The 20,302-nt window shown below is 69.4% G+C and carries 19 protein-coding genes; 11 read left to right on the plus strand and 8 right to left on the minus strand.

The annotated features are described in order from the left end of the window. Positions 1 to 4: 4 nt before the first annotated feature. Positions 5 to 316 carry a PadR family transcriptional regulator gene (locus VF584_10500; protein ID HEX8210595.1) on the minus strand — a complete coding sequence of 104 codons (312 nt, stop codon included), beginning with the start codon at positions 314 to 316 and terminating at the stop codon, positions 5 to 7. A 561-nt stretch (positions 317 to 877) separates the two neighbouring features. On the opposite strand from VF584_10500, the gene VF584_10505 reads away from it, so the two are divergent. Further along, positions 878 to 1,087, plus strand: coding sequence for a hypothetical protein (locus VF584_10505; protein ID HEX8210596.1), 210 nt, complete (start codon positions 878 to 880; stop codon positions 1,085 to 1,087). 227 nt (positions 1,088 to 1,314) lie between these two features. Here VF584_10505 and VF584_10510 read toward each other — a convergent pair whose 3' ends face one another. The 5 genes from VF584_10510 to VF584_10530 all read right to left on the minus strand — a co-directional run bounded on the left by VF584_10510 (position 1,315) and on the right by VF584_10530 (position 6,876). Continuing rightward, entirely contained in the window at positions 1,315 to 2,604 is a 1,290-nt protein-coding gene (locus VF584_10510; GenBank protein HEX8210597.1) for a type II toxin-antitoxin system HipA family toxin, read from the minus strand. 1 nt (position 2,605) lies between these two features. Further along, positions 2,606 to 3,001, minus strand: a complete 396-nt coding sequence (locus VF584_10515) for a helix-turn-helix domain-containing protein (GenBank protein HEX8210598.1) — start codon at positions 2,999 to 3,001, stop codon at positions 2,606 to 2,608. A gap of 247 nt (positions 3,002 to 3,248) precedes the next feature. Further along, positions 3,249 to 4,418 carry an acyl-CoA dehydrogenase gene (locus VF584_10520; protein HEX8210599.1) on the minus strand — a complete coding sequence of 390 codons (1,170 nt, stop codon included), beginning with the start codon at positions 4,416 to 4,418 and terminating at the stop codon, positions 3,249 to 3,251. Between the two features lie 174 nt (positions 4,419 to 4,592). Beyond that, positions 4,593 to 5,597 carry an Ig-like domain-containing protein gene (locus VF584_10525; GenBank protein ID HEX8210600.1) on the minus strand — a complete coding sequence of 335 codons (1,005 nt, stop codon included), beginning with the start codon at positions 5,595 to 5,597 and terminating at the stop codon, positions 4,593 to 4,595. Positions 5,598 to 5,877: 280 nt separating this feature from the next. After that, a complete protein-coding gene (locus VF584_10530; protein HEX8210601.1) occupies positions 5,878 to 6,876 on the minus strand; it encodes a cytochrome D1 domain-containing protein in 999 nt (332 codons plus the stop codon). Positions 6,877 to 7,063: 187 nt separating this feature from the next. Here VF584_10530 and VF584_10535 point away from each other — a divergent pair, with 187 nt between their 5' ends. From VF584_10535 to VF584_10580, 10 genes are all read left to right on the plus strand, one after another. Next, the gene (locus VF584_10535) at positions 7,064 to 7,786 is read left to right on the plus strand and encodes a hypothetical protein (GenBank protein ID HEX8210602.1); all 723 of its coding nucleotides are present in this window, start codon (positions 7,064 to 7,066) and stop codon (positions 7,784 to 7,786) included. A 155-nt stretch (positions 7,787 to 7,941) separates the two neighbouring features. Further along, positions 7,942 to 8,367: a hypothetical protein gene (locus VF584_10540; protein ID HEX8210603.1), complete on the plus strand. Its 426-nt coding sequence runs from the start codon at positions 7,942 to 7,944 to the stop codon at positions 8,365 to 8,367. An 83-nt stretch (positions 8,368 to 8,450) separates the two neighbouring features. Further along, positions 8,451 to 9,272, plus strand: coding sequence for a L,D-transpeptidase (locus VF584_10545; GenBank protein HEX8210604.1), 822 nt, complete (start codon positions 8,451 to 8,453; stop codon positions 9,270 to 9,272). A 441-nt stretch (positions 9,273 to 9,713) separates the two neighbouring features. Beyond that, the gene (locus VF584_10550) at positions 9,714 to 10,643 is read left to right on the plus strand and encodes an ABC transporter ATP-binding protein (protein HEX8210605.1); all 930 of its coding nucleotides are present in this window, start codon (positions 9,714 to 9,716) and stop codon (positions 10,641 to 10,643) included. Continuing rightward, positions 10,627 to 11,520, plus strand: a complete 894-nt coding sequence (locus VF584_10555) for a hypothetical protein (GenBank protein ID HEX8210606.1) — start codon at positions 10,627 to 10,629, stop codon at positions 11,518 to 11,520. Before VF584_10550 ends, VF584_10555 begins: the two co-directional genes overlap by 17 nt. After that, the gene (locus VF584_10560) at positions 11,517 to 12,452 is read left to right on the plus strand and encodes an ABC transporter ATP-binding protein (protein HEX8210607.1); all 936 of its coding nucleotides are present in this window, start codon (positions 11,517 to 11,519) and stop codon (positions 12,450 to 12,452) included. The genes VF584_10555 and VF584_10560 overlap by 4 nt, the downstream gene beginning before the upstream one ends. Then, the gene (locus tag VF584_10565) at positions 12,449 to 13,186 is read left to right on the plus strand and encodes an ABC transporter permease subunit (GenBank protein HEX8210608.1); all 738 of its coding nucleotides are present in this window, start codon (positions 12,449 to 12,451) and stop codon (positions 13,184 to 13,186) included. Before VF584_10560 ends, VF584_10565 begins: the two co-directional genes overlap by 4 nt. A 163-nt stretch (positions 13,187 to 13,349) precedes the next feature. Next, complete coding sequence (locus VF584_10570) at positions 13,350 to 14,168, plus strand: glutaminyl-peptide cyclotransferase (protein ID HEX8210609.1); 819 nt, start codon at positions 13,350 to 13,352, stop codon at positions 14,166 to 14,168. Between the two features lie 321 nt (positions 14,169 to 14,489). Next, positions 14,490 to 15,713 carry an MFS transporter gene (locus tag VF584_10575; GenBank protein ID HEX8210610.1) on the plus strand — a complete coding sequence of 408 codons (1,224 nt, stop codon included), beginning with the start codon at positions 14,490 to 14,492 and terminating at the stop codon, positions 15,711 to 15,713. A gap of 278 nt (positions 15,714 to 15,991) precedes the next feature. Continuing rightward, positions 15,992 to 16,555, plus strand: coding sequence for a GNAT family N-acetyltransferase (locus VF584_10580; protein HEX8210611.1), 564 nt, complete (start codon positions 15,992 to 15,994; stop codon positions 16,553 to 16,555). Positions 16,556 to 16,974: 419 nt separating this feature from the next. On the opposite strand, the gene VF584_10585 is transcribed toward VF584_10580, so the two are convergent. Then, a complete protein-coding gene (locus VF584_10585; protein HEX8210612.1) occupies positions 16,975 to 18,102 on the minus strand; it encodes a glycosyltransferase family 4 protein in 1,128 nt (375 codons plus the stop codon). Continuing rightward, positions 18,099 to 20,201, minus strand: coding sequence for a molybdopterin oxidoreductase family protein (locus VF584_10590; protein HEX8210613.1), 2,103 nt, complete (start codon positions 20,199 to 20,201; stop codon positions 18,099 to 18,101). Before VF584_10590 ends, VF584_10585 begins: the two co-directional genes overlap by 4 nt. Positions 20,202 to 20,302 lie beyond the last annotated feature (101 nt).

Raw genomic sequence — 20,302 nt, forward strand, 5'->3', positions numbered from 1 at the left:
GCCTCTACGTGGTTCGGAGGATGACGTCGACCATCTCGGCGTACCGCCGCCAGCTCTCCGTCTCGTCGCCCAGGGCGCGGCGCCCGGCGGGGGTGAGCTCGTAGTACTTGGCGCGGCGGTTCTGCTCGGTCGCCTTCCACTCGCTGTCGATCCACCCCTTCTCCTCCAGCCGCTGGAGGGCGGGGTACAGCGAGCCCTGCCCCACGTGAAGCGCATCGCGCGACAGCTGCTCCAGCCGCTGCGCCACCGCCCAGCCGTGCATCGGCTGCAGCGAAAGCGCCTTCAGGATCAGCAGGTCCAGCGTCCCGCGCAGCACGTCGTTCGCCGACGGCGATGGGTTCGATCTGGGCGTCAGGAGAGCTCCGGGTGCGTGGTGTCGTCTACCGACACCAGTATGCATCCGAGTAGTGTAGGAAGTCAACAACAGTGTTCCTGCACGTCTCCCGAGACGATCCGATCCCGCCTTGTCGCGTATGCGGTGGGCGACAAGGTGGGCCGAAGAGTGCCTTCACCCGCACCAGGCGGCCACCCGCCGCACCAGTTTATCTCTGTACCTGAACGGCACTTACCAGGTAGGCTACGCCATCCTAGACGGCACTACACTTCTATTGGAAACGGCGGAAGGCGCTGGCGAACGCGGCCAAGCACGGGGTGACATTCGTGGAAGCCGAGTCCGTGTTCGGGGACCCTCTTGCCATCACGGTGGACGATCCCCGGCACTCGCGCGACGAGGCGCGGTACGTACTATTCGGACATTCAGACTGGGGCAACTATCTTGCTGTCATGTTCACGGAGCGTGGAGACGCGATCCGAATCATCAGCGCCCGCAGTATGACTGCGCGCGAGCGGCGGGAATACGAGGAAGGAGGCGTAGCCGATGAGTGACCGAAATGTAGTCTCAGGCAACGAGATCCTGCCCGAGTACAGCCTGCAAGGCGGTGTGCGCGGCAAGTACGCCGCCCGCTACGCCGAGGGTACCAACGTCGTCCTTCTCGATCGGGACGTAGCCGAGATGTTTCCGGACACGGAGTCCGTCAACCAGGCGCTGCGCGAAGTCGCGGAACAGCGCCGCGGGTCCGCGGTGTGACCTACGGGCTGGATTGTCCTTCGCCGCTGCTCTCCGGAGTGTGCCCCCCGCCGATTGGAACAATTAAGGAGAGAACCGCCACTCCCGGCAGTTCTCTCCTTCCTCTTGCGGTTCCCCTCTGCGGCTCTGTGTGAGGCCATCAGTTTACTTCATCAGCCCCTTCGCGATCGTCTGGAGCTGCATGTTGCTGGTGCCTTCACGCGGATCTGGACGCCCCGGAAGTCGCATCAGTCCCCCACCTTTTCCATGCGCCGCAGGCACCCATGCGCGTGGGCGATGAGCTTCGACTCCATCTCGTTGAGAATTTCGTGTTCGATGCCCTCGCCGCGGACTCGAGCCACGGCCCGCATGGTCGCGTCGGGAATCGCGCCGATCAGCGCCCTGACGCGCTCGACCACCGGATCAGCGTCGAGGTCGGCGCGCGCGGCGAACTCTACCCAGTGGCGGCGAGAGATCTTCCCGATTTGGTACTCCCGCCCCACGCGCATGGCAAGCTTCGCCTTCCGGGGATGGATCCAGGCAGGATACGGCAGCGCACTGGCGATGTCGTAAAGCGGGGCGAGACCGGCCTCGCCGGGACCGATCAGGATGGAGAAGTTCTTGGCGTGTGCGTCGGTTCCGCTGATCGCCCAGTTCAATGCCAGCGCATCGAGGAACGTACCCACGTCGCTCTCGGGATCCGTGGAGTGCTCGATCAGCAGCGTCACCGACTCGGGGGCGCCGGGCCCACCATCGGCCTCGTATTTCAGGGTCGGCGGCACGGACATGGCCTGACACAGATCCTCCTGGTGCACGCGCACCACGCGATCCCCCACGCGTCTGCGGTCGTACCGCTCCACCACGATGGTGGTCTCGCCATCGAACGAGTGCACTTCGGATTTCGTCGTCCACAGCCCCAGCTCATCGACAAGGGTGAGGCACAGATGCTCGTTGATGGCGAAGCCGTCCAGATCCAACGCGGGTGGCTTCAGAATGTGCGTGGATGGTACCGCGCCCGATGGAACACCCCAGCGACCTCCCTCCAGGGTGAGCACGGTCTTCGGCTGGGCGCCGGCCAGGCTGAAGTAGCCCCGGTCGCTGGAGTCGCGCCCGGTTCCATGGTTCTCCACGAGGTCGCGCAACCGCTTCGCGACTTCCGCTTCGCTCAGCCATCGCACGGAGTCGCGGCTCGGCGCGAGCAGGCTTTCGAGGCGGTCCGCCGGCACGATCTGTACGGCCCCGGCACAGTCTTCACCCATGTGCGCGAGCAGCCCGAACGGGTTGCGCGCGGAAGTGTGGAGCTGCCGCGCCCAGCGCTCAAGAACACCCTGGCTGTCTGGAAGCAGCCCTTCCAGGTACGGCCGGACGACGCTGTCGCCGTGCGTACGGCTGGCGAGGGGCATCGAGAGGGAGAGCGCGTACGAATCGGGATGGTCCCGCCACTCCGGGGCGTACGTGAGGGCCAGGTCGCCGCGGGAGTTCTGGCTCAGCGTTCCGAGCATCTGCCCGGCCATCAGCACAATCAGCTCGCGCGGCATCTCAGCTCAGCCGGCGCGGCGGCTTGCGCGCTCCGCGTGAGGCTGAAAGGCTCTTTCCACCCCGTGTGAGCAAAGGGCGGCCTTCTCCGGGCTCGCGTACGACGTCACTCCGGATGCTCCGGGCAATGAGCTTCCCGACCATGGGTCGATACTCTCCCTTCTGGGTCGCCTGTCCGTCGCGCTCCACATACGACTCCCGCAACTCGACCAGCAGCCCGAGAATCCGTAGCGCCTTCAGGATGAGGCCGATCTCTGCTGTCTCCTTTCCATGCTCCATGTCTGACACCCACGAGCGCGAAGTCCCAAGCTTCTCCGCGAGCTCAGTCTGAGACCAGCGCAGCTGTTTTCGACGATCTCGCGCAAAACCGGCGAGATCCGGCATGGTTCGGATCAGCATGGTTGTCGATTGAGAGTCCAGGGGCTCGGTCCGCAGAAGTCTCTGAAATGTAGTCGATCGCCTACGATATGCAAGATGAAGCCATACGGCTTCACTTTCTTTTCTGAGCCGAGCGGCCTAAAGCGGGCAAGGTGTAACCGTTCGGCCGCAGCTGAGAGAGGTCCAGCGTCCGTATGCACCTGAACGAAATTGGGCGGCCCTGAGTGGTATCAGGACCGCCCAATTCCGAATGCGTGCCGTCGACGGGCTACTTCATCAGCCCCTTCGCGATCGTCTGGAGCTGCATGTTGCTGGTGCCTTCGTAGATGGAGCCGATCTTGGAGTCGCGGTAGAACTTCTCGACCGGGTACTCGCGGGTGAAGCCGTAGCCGCCGTACAGATCCACGCAGGTGGAGGTGATCTTCTGCGCGACCTGCGACGAGAAGAGCTTGCCCATGGCCGCTTCCTGCAGGAAGGGGAGGCCGGCGTCCTTGAGGCGGGCGGCGTTGTACACCATCAGGCGCGCGGCCTCCAGCTCGGTGGCCATCTGCGCGAGCTGGAACTGCACGCCCTGGAAGTCGGCGATGCGCTTGCCGAACTGCTCGCGCTCCTGCACGTACTTCACCGTGGCGTCCAGCGCCCCCTGCCCGATCCCGATCATCTGCGCGCCGATGCCGATGCGGCCCTCGTTGAGCGTCTCGATGGCCGTCTTGTACCCCTTCCCCACCTCGCCCAGCACGTTCTCGTCCGGGACGAAGACGTCTTCCAGGATCAGCTCGGTGGTGGACGATGCGCGGATGCCGAGCTTGTCCTCCTTCTTGCCGACCGCGAAGCCGTCGAAGCCCTTCTCCACGATGAACGCCGTGATCCCCTTGTAGCCGGCCGACGGATCGGCGTTGGCGAAGACGATGAAGATCTCCGCCTCGCCGCCGTTGGTGATCCACAGCTTGCGCCCGGTGACGCGGAAGCCGCCGTCCGCCTTCACCGCTTTGGTGGTGAGCGCAAAGGCATCCGACCCGGAGCCGGCCTCGGAGAGGGCGTAGGCGCCTACCTTCTCGGCGGAGAGCTGCGGGAGGTACTTGGACTTGAGCGCCTCGCTCCCCCAGCGCAGGAAGGCGTTGTTGACGAGGGTGTTCTGCACGTCCACGAAAACGCCCACGCTGGCATCCACGCGGCTGAGCTCCTCCACCACCAGCGCGGCGGTGAAGAAGGAGGCGCCGGTGCCGCCGTGCTCCTCGGGCACCTCGATCCCCATCAGCCCCATCTCAAAGAACTGGGGGATGAGGTCGGTGGACATCTTCTGGTGCTCGTCCATCTCGTGGACGAGGGGGCGGACGCTCTCCTCCGCAAAACCGCGCACCAGGTCGCGGAACATCTGCTCGTCTTCGCTGAGGACCGTCAGCGGCGCGCCGCCGGTCGCGAGGTCAACGGTTGCCATCGTCAGCCACTGTGCTTGGGGTAGAAGGCGGGCCGGGTGGGCCCGGGCGCTAATATGGCACGTGGATGGATGGATGTCGAGCGGACGCCGGAACAGGCGCGATAGTGCGTGAGTGCGTTAGTGCGCTGAATCCAAACGCACTTACGCACTCACGCACTCACGCACTTTCTTACATCAGCAGAGGATCACTTCCGGCGCGCACCCGCTGCCGGTGTCGGCCTCACCCGCGCCATGGATCGTGAAGGTGTTGGCGGACATCACCGGCCCCCCCGCCGTCTGCCGGATCTCCACGATCACGTCCACCCAGTGGTCGTGGCGCGACACCCCGACCTCGACAGTCGTCAGGTTCATCCCGGAGGCGAAGGGAGGCTCGGTGTCGTTGAAGTTGCACCCGCCCTGGGTGTTCGTGCAGCGGTCCACCATCCACGTGTAGTGGTACGAGCCACCCGGCGCCGCCTGGCCCGTCACGTACACCGCCTGTTCGTAGGCGTACGTGGGACCGGACATGTAGATGTCGGGATCGACTTTGAGCGAGGCGGTCCCGCTGAGGCCGCCGGAGGACGCGTACACCGTCACGGTGCCGACCCCGGTTCCGGTTGCCATTCCGTTCTGCTGGATGCTGGCGATCGACGGGTTGCTCGTGGACCACGTGATGCTGCCGGCGCTGATCTCATCGCCGTACTGGTCCTTCGCCTTGGCCGTGAACAGGACCTGGTATCCGTACATCGTCCGTATCTGGCCGGGAGTCACCTGGATGCTGGTGGCGACCCGCCGGGCGCCGATGTCGACCCACCTGTAGTCGGCAACCGATCCGTTGCCGTTGCTGGCGTGCGCCATGATCAACGCCGACCCGGGGTTCTTGGGATAGACGAAGGCGCCGCTGCCCCCGCCCACCACGTCCGCCACCCAGGAGTTGTTGCTGCTCCATTGGATATTGACGGAACTCGTGATGTTGCACCCGCCCGTGTCGGTCACCTGTGCGCTGATCCCGAAACCCGGGTCCCCTGCGGGATAGAAGCCGCCCAGGCCATTGATCACCACGGAGCCCGGCACGTTCGTGCAGGTCTGACCGCTCCGCGCCTTTCCATCCGGGGTTGGGGAGGTGGGCGCCTCCCCGCACCCTGCCGCGGCCATCGCCAGCGCCGCAAACGTCGTCATCCACACGCGATTCTTTACCATCGCTCTCTCCTCGGGGCAGCACCACGCGGGGAACGTCCCGTGGCAGATGTGCCGCGGGTGAGTCCTGAACCGAAGGTAAAAGCGGCAGGCAAGGAAATACAATATTTTTCCATTAATGTTTCATGGTTCACACCGGCACGATGGAAGTGCAGTCCAGCAGAGAGTCCAAAGAAAAGCGACGCTCGCGTTTCCGCGAGCGTCGCCAACCAGTTATCTTACGCCACGAGTGGACACCGTTCGCCTCGTCCGCTCCGCCCGTGAACCGGGCATCGCGCCCTCGCTACCGGCGGCGCCGGGCGTAGGCGATCCCGTCCGGGCCAGTGCCCACGTCCATGTAGCGGGTGAGGGTGCCGGTGGCGAGGTCCAGCACCCCCACCTGGTTGCGGCCCTGGAGCGCGACGAACGCCGTGCGCCCGTCCGGGGAGAGCGCAAAGCCCACGGGGCCGGCGCCGCCCTCGCCCGCGGTGCCGGCGGGGATCTGCACCAGCGCGGTCTCACGCGGGGCGGCCGCGTCGAACACCCGCACCGCGCCCAGCATCGGGTTGGAGACGACGGCGCGGCGGCCGTCGGGCGTCAGGGCCAGGCGGTAGGGGAGGCCGGGGGCCGGAAGCGTGTCCAGCGGCGCCAGCGTGGCCGCGTCGAGCACGATGACGGTGTTGTCCTGGTTGCTCCCGACCCAGAGCCGCCGCCCGTCCGGCGACAGCGCGATCCCTTCGGTTCGCGGCGCCACCTTGGCGGTGCGGGCGGGGGTGCGCCCCGTCGCGTCCAGCGCCGTCACCGAGCCGCCGCCCATGTTGGCCGTGTAGATCGTGCGCCCGTCCGGCGAAACGGATAGCATGTGCGACCCCGCCTCGCCCGTGGGGAGGGCGCGCAGCACCGTGCCGCGGTTCAGGTCCACGATCAGCACGGCGCGGTTCGTCTCCACCGTCACCGCGAGCTGCCCGTTGGGGAGGAAGGCGGCGCCGTGCGGGCGCCGGTACTCGCCGAGCGGTATGGTCTTGGTGACGGCGCGGCGGTCCAGGTCGATGAGGGTGAGCGAGCTGCCCGGCGTCTGCGCGCCGTAGTTGGTAACCACCGCCCAGCGCCCGTCGCGCGACACGGCGACCTCGTGCGGGCCGACGCCGGTGGGGAGGGTCGCAACCGTGCGCCCCGACGCCACGTCGAGAAGGGTGGCGGTGGCGGCCTGCTTGTTCGCCACCACCAGCAGGTCGCCGCGCTGGGCGTGCAGCGCGCCCGGGAGCGCGGCGAGGGCCAGGAGGAGCGTGGAAAGGAGTCGCATGGGTCCGGGGCGTCGTGGGTGATGGACGGGCGCGTGGGTGCTAAAAATGCCGCACACCGGCCCACGGCGAAAGAGCCACGCGGCATGCGGGGTGCGGAAGACGAAACCACGCGGGACGTGATCCGTACCATTCGGGGTGCGCCGGAGCAGCCGGCGCCCATTCGCGCACAGCACGGGAGAGAACTCGATGACCGATTCAACCAACGACCCCTTCGGCAGCTCGGGCGGGAGCGGGGCCGGCGGGGGCTTCAGCGGCACGGGCCCGGGCTACGGCGGCACCGGTCCGGGCGCCGCGGGCGCGGGCGACGGATCGCCCGGCCTGGGTGCCGATGAGACGGCGGGGAGCACCGGCAGCACGGGCGGCAAGAGGCGTGACCCGCTGGAGGAGATCGCGTCCAAGATCGACGCGGCGCTCTCGGAGCTCAGGCCCAAGCTCAAAAACGCCTTCCAGGAGCTGGACCAGCGGGTGGATTCGGCGCTCGACGACATCCGCCCCAAGGTGGACGAGGCGCGGGCGCGGGCCCGGCCCAAGGTGGACGAGTTCGTCTCCGAGATCCAGCCCCGGCTGGACGCGCTGATCTCGCGCGTGCAGGGCGCGCTCGACGGGCTTCGCCAGGACCTGGACACCCGCGCCGACCGCGCGCAGGCACGCCACGGCACCACGGAAGGCGCATCCACGGCCGGGACGACGTCGAGCACTCCGGCCGGCTCCACCACGAGCCCGGCGACGGGCGGGACGGCCGGCGCGAGCACCGGCTCCACGACGGGAAGCGGGACGGCCGCCGGCGATCCGTGGCCGGTGATGACGGACGACACCAAGCGTGCCGATCCGCCCATCGAGGAGACGTTCGGGCCGCGCTCCGGTGCGGGTGCGAGCAGCGCGGAGGGAGACGGCTCGCCGTCGCTCTGAACCCTTTCCGGTAGCAGATGGCCCCGGGCGCGCAGCCATGCGCGCCCGGGGCTTCGTGTTACGCGCCGGGGGACACTTTTTGCTTCGAGGTGCTCCGCTCTTTTCGGGGGCCGTACGCTGGCCCCCCACGCATTCACCGAACGTTGGAGGACACCATGAACGCCACTCGCACGCTCGCCCTGGCCTGTATGCTGACGGCCGCCACTGCCGGCGCCGCCGCCGCCCAGACCACCTCCGGGCAGACGACGACCTCGGGACAGACCACGCAGCAGCAGGACACCATGCGGATGCAGCAGGGCCAGAATCACCAGGGCCACACCACCCAGCAGGGGCAGACCACGCAGGGCACCATGCAGCAGGGCCAGAACAACACGCAGGGCACCATGCAGCAGGGGCAGAACATGCAGGGCCAGCAGGGCACCATGCAGGGCCAGAACCAGAACAATCTCCAGCAGGGCCAGAACATGAACAACGGCACGAACATGAACGGCCAGAACATGAACAACGGCGGGATGAACAGCGGCGGCATGAACGACAACAACGGGATGCGCCAGGGGATGCGGGTCCGCAAGGACAGCTAGCATCCCTTTTTTGCTACCGCCGGGGAGGGGCGTCCTCCCCGGCGGCGGCGCATCGCACTTCGTGGTCCCGTAGCAGTGCTCCCATGATGCGGCTCTTTCATCCAGACCGTCTCCGCGCCGCGCTCGCCGGCGTGGTGCTCGCCGCCGCGGCGTTGCCGCTGGCCGCGCAGCAGCCGGATGCGCGCGCTCCCCTGGCGCGCCCCGTCGCCGCGGCGCGCCCGCAGGCCATGCCCGCGCCTGCGGCCCGTCCGCGCCCGCGCGCCCGGCCCATGACCCGCGAGCAGGTGGAGGAGGCGGCGCGCACGGCTCGCGGAAGGCGCCTCATCGTCTCGCTGGACGAGCGGCGGCTCTGGTCGATGGACAACGGCGACACGCTGTACTCCGCGCCCATCGCCGTCGGCAAGGGGACGGAGCTCTCGTTCGGCGGCGCGCGGTGGAACTTCACCACGCCGTTCGGCGTCCGCCGGGTGCGGAGCAAGGAGACCAACCCCGTCTGGACGCCGCCGGATTGGCACTACGTGGAGCTGGCGCGCGACAGCAGCTGGAAGCTCGTGCGGCTGGAGCGCGGGCGCCCCATCACCCTCCCCGACCGCAGCCGCCTGGAGGTGCGAGGCGAGCGGATCGGGCGCGTCGTGGCCGGCCGCTTCGAGCCGATCCCGGCGGACGAGGAGGTGATCTACGGCGACACCCTCTTCATCCCGCCGCTGGGAACCGCCAACCGCCGCGTGGAGGGGGAGCTGGGTGCCTTCAAGCTGGCGCTGGGCGACGGCTACATGATCCACGGCACCCCGCACCAGGACTCCATCGGCCAGGCCGCCACCCACGGCTGCATCCGGATGAAGGACCAGGACATCAGTTACATCTACCATACGGTGCCGGTGGGGACCGCGGTCTACATCTACTGAAGTGCGTTAGTGCGGAACAGCGGGGGACAGGGAACGGCGGCGGGACTGTAGGACAGGAGGGGGAGGACAGCAGGCAGGAACTCAAGGCTACCCCCCCCTTTGTCATCCTGAGCGACGCGCGTCGCCGGCCTCAGCCCGGGGCGGTACTGTGGCGCGGAGCGAAGGATCTACTGCGCGTGCCGAGAGGTCCGTCGTGTCGCGCCGGCCTCTTGCTCCGCCGGCTAGATCCTTCGGTCGCCGCAGGAGTCCGGAGCCGTGGTGCAGAGCCGTGGAGGCGGCTCTCTCAGGATGACATGTGCGTTTTCGAGGGGCCGGCGGGGCATGCCGGCCCCTTTCCGCGCTGGCTAGATTCCTCGATCACCGCTAAAATCCGGTGCGCGCCAACGCACTCACGCACCAACGCACTTCCCCGCCGATCCTCCCCCTAAAGCCGTCCCCCGAATGCCGCTGATCTCCGTGCAGGACCTTACCCACCGCTACCCCGGCGGCGTGACCGCGCTGGATGGGCTGTCGCTGGAGCTGGAGCCCGGGATCATCGGGTTCGTGGGCGCCAACGGAGCGGGAAAGAGCACCTTCATCAAGATCCTGCTGGGGCTGCTGACGCCCACGCAGGGCACCGTGCGCGTGCTGGACCGCGACGCCATCGCCGACAGCCTGGCCGTGCGCCAGCTCGTGGGCTACATGCCCGAGCACGACTGCCTTCCGCCCCAGCTCACCGCCACCGAGCTGGTGTCGCACATGGGGCGGCTGGCGGGGCTGCCGCGTGCCGCCGCCCGCGAGCGCACCGCCGAGATGCTTCGCCACGTGGGGCTCTACGAGGAGCGCTACCGGCCCGTCAGTGGCTACAGCACCGGGATGAAGCAGCGGGTGAAGCTGGCGCAGGCGCTGGTGCACGACCCCCGGCTCCTCCTGCTGGACGAGCCCACCAACGGCCTGGACCCCGCCGGGCGCGACGAGATGCTGGAGCTGATCGAGCGCACCGGCACCGAGTTCGGCATCGCGGTGCTCGTCTGCTCGCACCTGCTGGGGGAGATCGAGCGGGTGTGCGACTTCCTGGTGGCCATAGACGGAGGGCGGCTGCTGAGCGCGGCGCCGCTCGGCTCGTTCACGGGCGAGGAAGGGGTGCTCGCGGTGGAGGTGGATGAAGGGACCGACGAGCTGCTCGCCCGCCTCACAGCCGACGGGGTGGAGGCGCATGCGGAGGGATCGCTCCTCCTCCTCCCCCTGCGCGGCGACGGGCCGTACGACGCGGTGCGAGACGCCGCCGCCGACCTGGGGCTCGCGCTGGTGAGGATGGAGCCTCGCCGCCACTCGCTGCAGGAGCTCTTCCGCACCCCGGCCACCGGAGACGCGCATGCGCCGCGCCGCTGAAGCAGGAGTCATCTACGACATCGGGTACCAGCGCTACGAGGGGGCGCGGCTGGGGCGCGGATACGCGTTCCGCACCCTCTTCGTCCACTCGCTGCGCCAGGCGTGGGGGCTGGGGCGCGGCGGCAAGGCGCTGATCATCCCGTTCCTGCTGCTCTTCCTCGTCTGCATGCCCGCGGTCGTCCAGGTGCTGGTGGGGATCGTATCCCAGGGGGAGGGAAAGCTGCTGGAGTATTCGAGCTACTTCCGTTACGTGCAGCCGCTCGTGCTGCTGTTCTGCGCGGCGCAGGCGCCGGAGCTGGTGAGCACCGACCAGCATCACCGCGTGCTGCCGCTGTACTTCTCGCGACCGCTGCGCCGGGGCGACTACGCGGGGGCCAAGCTCCTGGCGATGGCCGCCACCGTCTGGATCCTGGCGCTGACGCCCATGGCCCTGCTCTTCATCGGCCGCCTGGCCGCGGCGAGCGACGTGGGCGCCGTGCTGCGCGCGGAGCGGGGCTCCGTCCTTCCCGTGCTGGCTTCCACATTGGCAATTGCGGCCGTGATGGGCTCGATTTCGGTGGCGCTGGCGTCGTTCACGGCGCGCCGCGCGCTGGGGACCGCCGCCATCTTTGGGACGATGTTCCTGACGGCCGTCGTCTCCGCGATCGTGCAGAAGAACAGCGCCACGGGAGTGCCCGGGTATGGCACGCTGATGAGCCCCCTGCTCGTGCTGGCCGGCCTGATGCGCTGGCTCTTCGACGTCCAGCCGACCGGGCCGGGTGGCGGGCCCGTTCCGCCGAACCCCGTCGGCGGGCTGGGCTACGCGGGGATGGCGGTCGCGCTGGTGGTGCTGGCGTCACTCGCGATCTTTGCGCGCTACTCGCGGGTGCGCACGTGAGCGCCGCGTTCGCGCCCAACACGCCCGCGCTGGAGTTGCGCGGCGCGTCTCGCTGGTACGGCAACGTGGTGGCCATCAACGACGTCTCCTTTTCGCTCGCCGCGGGGATCACGGGGCTGCTGGGGCCCAACGGTGCCGGCAAATCCACCCTGCTGCACATGATGGCCGGCTTCCTGGCTCCATCCGCCGGCAGTGTGCTGGTGGAGGGCCGGCCCGCATGGCGCAACCCGGAGGCGTACCGCGCCCTGGGCCTGGTGCCGGAGCGCGAAGCGGTGCAGCCCTTTCTCACGGCCCGCGAGTTCGTGCGCTTCAACGCCGTGATGCAGGGCGTCGCGGACCCGGCCGGCGCCACCGAGCGCGCGCTGGAAGAGGTGGACCTGCTCGGCGCGGCGGACCGTAAGATCGGCACCTTTTCCAAGGGGATGCGGCAGCGCGCCAAGGTGGCCGGCGCGCTGGTGCACGACCCGCGCATCCTGCTGCTGGACGAGCCGTTCAACGGAATGGACCCCGGCCAGCGCCTGCACATGATGGAGCTCCTCCGCGCCCAGGCGGACGCGGGGCGCACGGTGCTGATCTCGTCGCACATCCTGGAGGAGCTGGACCGCCTGGCGGACAGCGTGCTCGTGCTGGTGGCGGGGCGATTGGCGGCGTCGGGGCACTTCCGCGAGATCCGGCGGCTGATGACGGACCGCCCGCACACCTTTGTCCTGCGCTCCAGCGACGACCGGCGCCTTGCCGCCGCCCTCTTCGCCGACCCCTCGGTCGCGGGCGCGGAGCTGTCGTCCGCGGGGCTGACGGTGCGTACCGAGGACCGCAGCGCCTTTGCGCACGCGCTGCCGAAAGTGGCGCGCGCAATGGGCGTCACGCTGCGCGAGGTGCGCCCCTCCGACGAATCGCTCGAGAGCGTCTTCTCCTACCTGGTGCAACGATGATCCTGGCCGTGGAGCGCGCGCTCGCGTCGGTGACCGCGCGGCAGATCCTGGCGCGGCGCCGTGCGCTGGTGCTGGCCGCATTCGGGCTCTCTCCCGTCCTGATCGCCGCCCTCTTCCGCCGCGGCGGCGACGCCGCGCTGACCAACGTCATCGAGCTGGAGACGATGATCATCCTCCCGGTCATCCTTCCCATCATCGCGCTCGTGATCGCCACGGGGGTCTTCGGCGCGGAAATCGACGATGGGACGGCGCTGTACGTCCTCTCGAAACCGGTGGCGCGCTGGCGCATCGTCCTGACGCGCGTGCTGGTGGCCGCCGCCGTAACCACCCTGCTGACGGCCCCCGCGGCGCTGCTGGTGGTGCCCGTTGCCGGCGTCATCGAGCCCAGGACGATCGGGATGGCCTTCGCCGTGGCGGTGGCGGTGGGAGCGCTGCTTTACTCGGCGGTCTTCGTGGCGCTGAGCCTGGTGACGCGGCGCGCGCTGGTGGCGGGGCTCGTGTACGTCGTCGTGTGGGAGGGGATCATCGCGACGCAGGCCCCCGGCGCGCGTTATCTCAGCATCATCCAGTTCATCCTCACTCTCGCCCAGCTGATCGCGGGCCTTCCCGACCACGTGTTCGACGCCAACATCACGCCCGGCGCCGCCGCCGTGATGTCCGTGGTGTTCGCCGTGGGCGCGGTCCTCTTCGCCATCCGCCGGCTGCGTGCGTTCGAAGTGGGCGAAGCGGGGTAACACCATCACACAGAGACACAGAGGGAACTGAAAGAACCCCAGAAGTGTTTCTCTGCTGCTTGTAGTTTCCTCCGTGCTCTCTGTGTGATTGTTCCAGCTGAGTTTGCCCCGCGCCGACTTCCGCGCTAATCTCCAGAACACGAACGCGCTCCCCGGCAACACGATGCGACGACTCCGCAGCCGAACCCTCATCGCCGGTGCCCTGATGGCATCCGCCGCCACCTTTGGCGCGTGCGGCGACGATTCCAACGCCGCCACCGAGACCGGCGCACCGGTGCGGCCGGTGACGATCGTCCGCAGCTATCCGCACGACCCCAAGGCGTTCACGCAGGGGCTCGTCTTCCGCAACGGCGAGCTGCTGGAGAGCACCGGCCGCTTCGGCGAGTCGTCGCTGCGGCGCGTGAAGCTGGAGACGGGCGAGGTGCTGCAGCGCGTCGACCTCCCCAAGGAGTACTTCGCCGAGGGGCTGGCCGTGATCGGGAACCGCGCCTTCCAGCTCACCTGGCAGAACGGCATCGCCTTCATCTACGACCTCACCACCTTCAAGCAGACCGGCACCTTTCGGTACGAGGGTGAGGGGTGGGGGCTGACCACCGACGGCACTTCGCTGATCCTGAGCGACGGATCGTCGGCGCTGCGCTTCATCGATCCCAACAGCTTCCAGGTGACGAAGACGCTGGAGGTGAAGAACGGGACGGAGTACGTGGACCAGCTCAACGAGCTGGAGTGGGTGCGCGGCGAGATCTGGGCGAACGTGTGGCACAAGGACTGGATCGCCCGCATCGATCCGCGCGACGGGCACGTGATCGGGTGGCTGGACGTGGGCGACCTCCTTCCCGAAGCCACCGCCGCCGACTCGGAGGCGGTGCCGAACGGGATCGCGTACGATGAGGCGACGGGGCGGCTCTTCGTTACCGGGAAGCTGTGGTCGCGGCTGTTCGAGGTATCGGCGCAGGAGCTGAAGGCGGCGACGACGCCGTAGCTTTGAAACCCGCGCGGCGGGCGCCGCGTAGGGACCCTCACGAGCGACGCGCCACCCTGACCGCGGCATCCCCATGTTCCTGCTACGCCTCATCCTGAACACGGTGGTCCTGGGCTTCGTCACCAAGGCCCTTGGACGCTTCTTCCCCATCCTGCTCCGCTTCCTGCGCCTGATCAAGCCGTAGGGATCTGGTCCGGCCGAGCGCTCGGTCCGGGCGGCCGCACCCGCGGCCGTCCGGACGTTTTGCGTGCGGCGTTCGCGGAGATAAGTTGGAGGGCGGCCCCCACGGCGGGGGCCGCCCTCATTTTCACGCACGAGACGGTGGCGATCCCCAACCCCTGGCGCGGCCTGCGCGGTCTTCCGGCGGACGTGTGGCTCCTCTTCGCCACCACGCTGGTGAACCGCACGGGGACGATGGCGCTCCCCTTCCTGGTGCTCTACCTCACGCAGCACATGCGGCTGCCGGCGCAGACCGCGGGGGCGGCGCTGACCGTGTACGGCATCGGCAGCCTGTGCAGCGCGCCGGTGGCGGGGCGGCTGTGCGACCGGCTGGGGGCGCTGCGGGTGATGGAGATCTCGCTCTTCCTCTCGGGAGCGCTCCTCCTCCTCTTTCCGCTGGCGCACTCCTTTCCGGCGGTGCTGGCGCTGACGCTGGCGTGGTCGCTCGCGGGGGAGGCGATCCGCCCCGCCAGCCTCGCCGCGCTGGCGGAGACCACGGCGCCGGAGCAGCGCAGGGCGGCCGTCTCGCTCAACCGGCTGGCCGTGAACCTGGGGATGAGCATCGGGCCGGCGGCGGGCGGGCTGCTGGCGACGCTCTCCTTTCCCATCCTCTTCGTGGTGGACGGGGCGAGCTCGCTGGCCGCCGGGGTGGTGCTGGCGGTGGCCTCGCGGCGCATGACGGCTCTGCGGAGCGCGCGCGGCGTCCCCGTGGCCGAGGCCGCCGCGGTGCCTCAGCTGAGCCCGCGCGCGCTGGCGGACGGGCGATTCCTCCTCTTCCTGGCGGGAAGCTTCCTGGTGGGGATCATCTTCTTCCAGCACTCCGCCGCCATGCCCCTCTTCCTGGTGCGCGACCTGGGGCTTTCCGCCGCGCTCTTCGGCATCCTCTTCCTGATCAACACGGTGCTGATCGTGCTGCTGGAAGTGCCGCTGAACCTGGCGATGGCGGGGTGGCCGCACCGGCGCACGCTGGTGCTGGGGTGCATCCTGTGCGGCGTGGGCTTCGGGTCGATGGCGCTCGCCTCGCTCCCCTGGCACCTGGTGCTGTGCACGCTCGTGTGGACTTTCGGCGAGATGATCCTCTTCCCCGGCACCGCCGCCTACGTCGCCGACGTGGCGCCCGCGGAGCGGCGGGGCGAGTACATGGGCGCCTACACGATGTCGTTCGGCCTCGCCTTCACAGTCGGCCCGTGGGCGGGAACGGTGGTGCTGGAACGCGCCGGGGCGGTGGTGCTGTGGAGCCTGATGCTCGTCCTGGGCATCGCCGCGGCGTTCGTGATGAGCCTGGCCGCATCCCGTAGTGCGCCCGGGGCCGCAGTGACGCGCTGAGTTCCCAACTGCATCTCACGCAGAGGCGCAGAGACGCAGGAGAGAACAGCAACGGCGGGGCTCACACAGAGACACGGAGCCACAGAGAGAAAAGCAAAAGAGTTTCCTCTGTGGCTTGAAGTTCCCTCTGTGCCCTCTGTGTGATGCTTTTCTCTGTTGTTTCTCCCCTGCGTCTCTGCGCCTCTGCGTGAGGCCAGCCGTTTCGTGACACCACACCGGGGCAGGCGCGGAAGATGCCCCGCGGCCAGCCTCACCTTTCTGACCCGAGGAGTAGTGGTATGGAAACCGTGCCCACCATCGCGCGGCAGCCTTCGCTGGATACGGTGCGGCTGCTCCTGCGCCCGCTGACCCCCGCGGACGCCCCGGCGGTGCAGCGGCTCGCGGGCGACAAGGAGGTGGCCTCCACCACGCTCAACATCCCGCACCCCTACCCGGACGGCGCGGCCGAGCTGTGGATCGGCACCCTGCCGCAGGCGTACGACAGCGGCGAGGCGGTGGTGTTCGGGATCGCGCTGCACGACGGCGGCGAGCTGGTGGGGACGTGCGGACTGCGGCTGGAGCTGCCCCACGCGCGTGCCGAGATCGGCTACTGGGTGGGGCGCGAGTACTGGGGGCGCGGCGTGGCGACCGAGGCGGCGCGCGCGGTGATCGACTACGCCTTCACGCGGCTGGGGGTGCGGCGGGTCTACGCGCACTTCTACACCCGCAACCCCGCCTCCGGCGCCGTCATGCGCAAGCTGGGCATGACGCACGAGGGGAGGCTGCGCGCGCACGTGCTCAAGTGGGGCGTGTTCGAGGACATCGAGCTGTACGGCGTGCTGCGGGACGAGTGGGATGGGTAGGCGGGCATTGCGGGCCCTCTCCCACTCGTTCCTCGCCGCCCCTCCCCCAATAACTACCTGGGGGAGGGGCGTCCTGTCATCCTGAAGGCCGGCCGCGACCGATGTCGTGAACCGGAGCGCCAGGCGGCGGTGGCGGGGAAGACACGGGCAGCCACCTGGGGCGGCCCCTACCTGGTTTTGGGTGCGAATGGGCCGCCGTCGAGGCTGGGAAAGGCGGGTAGACACGCAGGTCTGCCCCTGCGAGGCATCGATGCGCGTCAGGGCGGTGGAGCAGCGTCGGACACGGGCGCGATAAATCGCCGATAAATCGCGCCCCTACCGGATCGGTTGGACGCGCACGGATGCATGCGTGCGCCCCTCCCCCAGGTTGTTTTGGGGGAGGGGCCGCGAGGAACGAGCGGGGGAGGGGGCCCGCGAGCCTACCCCAGCAACCCCACGAACCTCCCCGCGATCGCCGTCCACGAGAAGTTCGCCGCCGTGTGCGCAGCCGCTCTGCGCGATGCTTCCGCCAGGCCCGCACGGTTTGCGCGGTGGCGGAGGATGGTGGCGGCGAAGGCTTCGGCGTCGCGGGTGGGAACCAGGTGGCCGTTCTCGCCCTCGCGAACCACGTCGCTGATCCCCTCCAGCTCCGCCGCGAGGACGGGCATTCCGCACAGCCCCGCCTCCAGCATCACCACGCCGAAGCCCTCGATGTCGCCGGGGACGTGGATGTTGGGCATCACGAAGAGGTCGCCGCCGCGGTACAGGGTGCGGAGCATCTCCTCGCTCACCTTGCCCAGCATCCGCACGCGGCCGGCGAGGGCGCGGCGCTCGATGGCAGCCTGGATCTGGGGCGTGGTGGGGCCCTCGCCCGTCACCAGGTAAAGGACGTCACGCGGGAGGCGCGGCATCACGGCGTCCACGAACCAGTGGAAGCCCTTTCGCTCCTGATGTCGCCCCACGCTGCACAGGATCAGCGTGTCGTCCGGCACCGTCTCGCCGATGGCGGCGAGGAGCTCGCGGCGGGCGGCGGCGCGGTCGTGCGGCGGGGCAAAGAGCGCCGTGTCCACGCCGCAGGGCACGACGTGCATCTTGGACTCCGGCAGGCCACGGAGGAGGCACTCCTGGCCCGTGGCGCGGCTGATGGGGAAGACCAGGTCCAGCGCGCCGAACACGCGCGGCACCAGCCACTGGTACCCCGGCGTGGGGAGCGTCACGTCGCGGCCCACCGGGATGGCGGCCATACGCGCGCCGCCTCGCGTGACCGCCGCGCGTAGGGCGACGGAGAGCGAGGCGGTGACCATCGAGGAGAAGAGGACCACGTCGATCTTCTCGCGCGCCACGGTGCGCGGGATGCGGCGCAGGAGGCCGGCCATGTAGCCCGGCATCCGGTACGGCGTGGCCTTCCACGAAGTCTCCAGCACGTGCGAGTGCAGCTCGACGCCCGGATGGAGGGCGAGCGCGTCGTGGAGCCCGGTGGCCACGCGCTGCATCCCGCCGACGTTGGAGAGGGGCTGGCCGCGCAGAGGGAAGGAGTGGGAGACGTAGAGGATGCGCAGCCCCTTCACGCCGCGACCTCCACCTCGACGGCGTTGTCGTAGAATACGGCGCCGCCGCCCATGTCCGTGACGCCCTGCGAGGTGGTGTCGTTCACCGTCTTGCCGCCCTCCGAAAGCCGCGCCCAGCGCACGCCGTAGGAGACCGCCACGCCAGGGCGCACGTCGTCGGTGACGACGGCGAGGGCGAAGAAGTCGCCGCGGTCGTTCCAGCTTCGCACGCGGTCGCCCTCGCGGATGCCGCGGACGGCGGCTTCGTTGGGGTGCAGCAGGATCTTCGCCTCCCCCGCCGCCTTTCGCAGGGCGGGGATGTTGACGAAGGTGCTGTTCATGAACTGGTGCTCCGGTGGCGAAAGAAGCATCAGCGGGAAGCGCGCGGCGCGCCGCGGGTCCGCCGCCGCGCTCTCGGCCGGGGGCGTAAAGGTCGGGACGGGGTCCAGCCCCATCGCCGCCAGCTCCGGCGCCACGATCTGGATCTTGCCCGTGGGCGTGTTGAGCCGCGCCGGGCCCGCGTACGGCAGGAACGGTTTCGGAACGGCGAGCCGCACGCAGCCCTTCTCCAGCAACTCCTCCAGCGTGACCGCGCGCAGCGCCGGGTTGGGCGAGTCGAGGGCCTGCTCGATCAGCTCCAGGTCCGTCTCCTGGATCTCAGGATCGCTCAGCCCCATGCGGGCGGCGATGCGGCGAAAGATCTCGGAGTTCGGGAGGCTGTCGCCGACCGGCGGGATCGAGGGGCGGTTGAGGGTGACGTACAGGTGCCCGTACGAGGTGTGCACGTCCCAGTGCTCCAGCTGCGTCGTCGCGGGAAGGATCCAGTCCGCGTAGTCCGCCGTGTCCGTGCGGAAGTGCTCCAGCACGACGGTGAAGAGGTCCTCGCGGCGCAGCCCCTCGCGCACGCGCCCCAGGTCCGGCGCGACGGCGGCGGGGTTGGAGTTGTAGACGACGAGCGCCTGCACCGGCGGGCCGCCCACGCCCGCGTCCAGCCGGGTGAGCGCGTCGCCGAGCTGGACCATGTTGATGGTGCGCGTGCCGGCCGGGATCCACTCCGGCTTCTCCAGCGCGGCACCGTTGGCCTTGAACGCGCCGGAGGTGGACAGCGTGGCACCCCCGCCCACGTCGCGCCAGGCACCGGTCACCGCGGGGAGGAGCGCGACCACGCGCACGGCCATCCCGCCGCCAGCGTGGCGCTGCATCCCGTAGTTGAGGCGGATGAAGGCGGGGCGGGTGCGCGCGTACTCCAGCGCCAGCGTCTTGATCGTCCCCTCGTCCAGCCCGGTCTCGGCTGCCGCCCTCTCGACGCTCCACTCGTGCAGCGCCCTCTCACGCAACGCCTCCCAGCCGACGGTGTGGCCGCGCAGGTAGTCGCCGTCCTCCAGGCCGTCGCGGAAGATGACGTGCATCATCCCCAGCGCCAGCGCCGCGTCGGTGCCGGGGCGGATGGCGAGGTGCTGGTCGCACTGGGCGGCGGTGCGCGTGCGGATGGGGTCGATGGCGACGATCCGGGCCCCCGCATCGCGCGCGCGGCGCAGCGCCGGCCACAGGTGCGGGTTGGAGGTCAGCGTGTTGGTGCCCCACAGCAGGACGAGGCGCGCGTGCTCCGCCTCTTCCGGCGACGGGCCCATCCGGTCGCCGTACGTCACCTTCCACGCCTCCGTCCCCGCCGTCGCGCAGATGGTGCGGTCCAGCAGCGACGCGCCGATGCGGTGGAAGAAGCGCCGGTCGATGGAGCCGCCCTGCACCAGCCCCATCGTCCCCGCGTACGAGTAGGGCAGGATCGCCTGCGGCCCGTGCGGTCCGCCGCGGATCTCGTTCAGCCGCCGCGCGATGTCGTCCAGCGCCTCGTTCCACGTGGCCGGCTCGAAGCGCCCCTCGCCCTTGGGGCCCACCCGGCGCAGCGGCGTGGTGAGCCGGTCCGCGTGGTAGGTGCGCTCGACGTAGCGGTTGACCTTGGTGCAGAGGAAGCCCTGCGTGACCGGGTGCTCCGGGTCGCCCTGCACGCGCACGGCGCGGCCATCCTTTACGTGCACCAGCATGGCGCACGTGTCGGGGCAGTCGTGTGGGCACGCGCCGCGCACGATGCCGTCGCGCAGGAGCGGAAGAAGCTGCGTCATCTTCCCGGAAGCGGGCTGTTGAGAACGGGTTACGATTTCGGCGGGGAATCTAACCCGTCCGGGCGGAGGGGGGAACCGCGCGCACGAAAGCGGGGCACGGA

It is taken from the genome of Longimicrobium sp., assembly GCA_036389135.1.
In the GTDB taxonomy this organism is placed as follows: domain Bacteria; phylum Gemmatimonadota; class Gemmatimonadetes; order Longimicrobiales; family Longimicrobiaceae; genus Longimicrobium.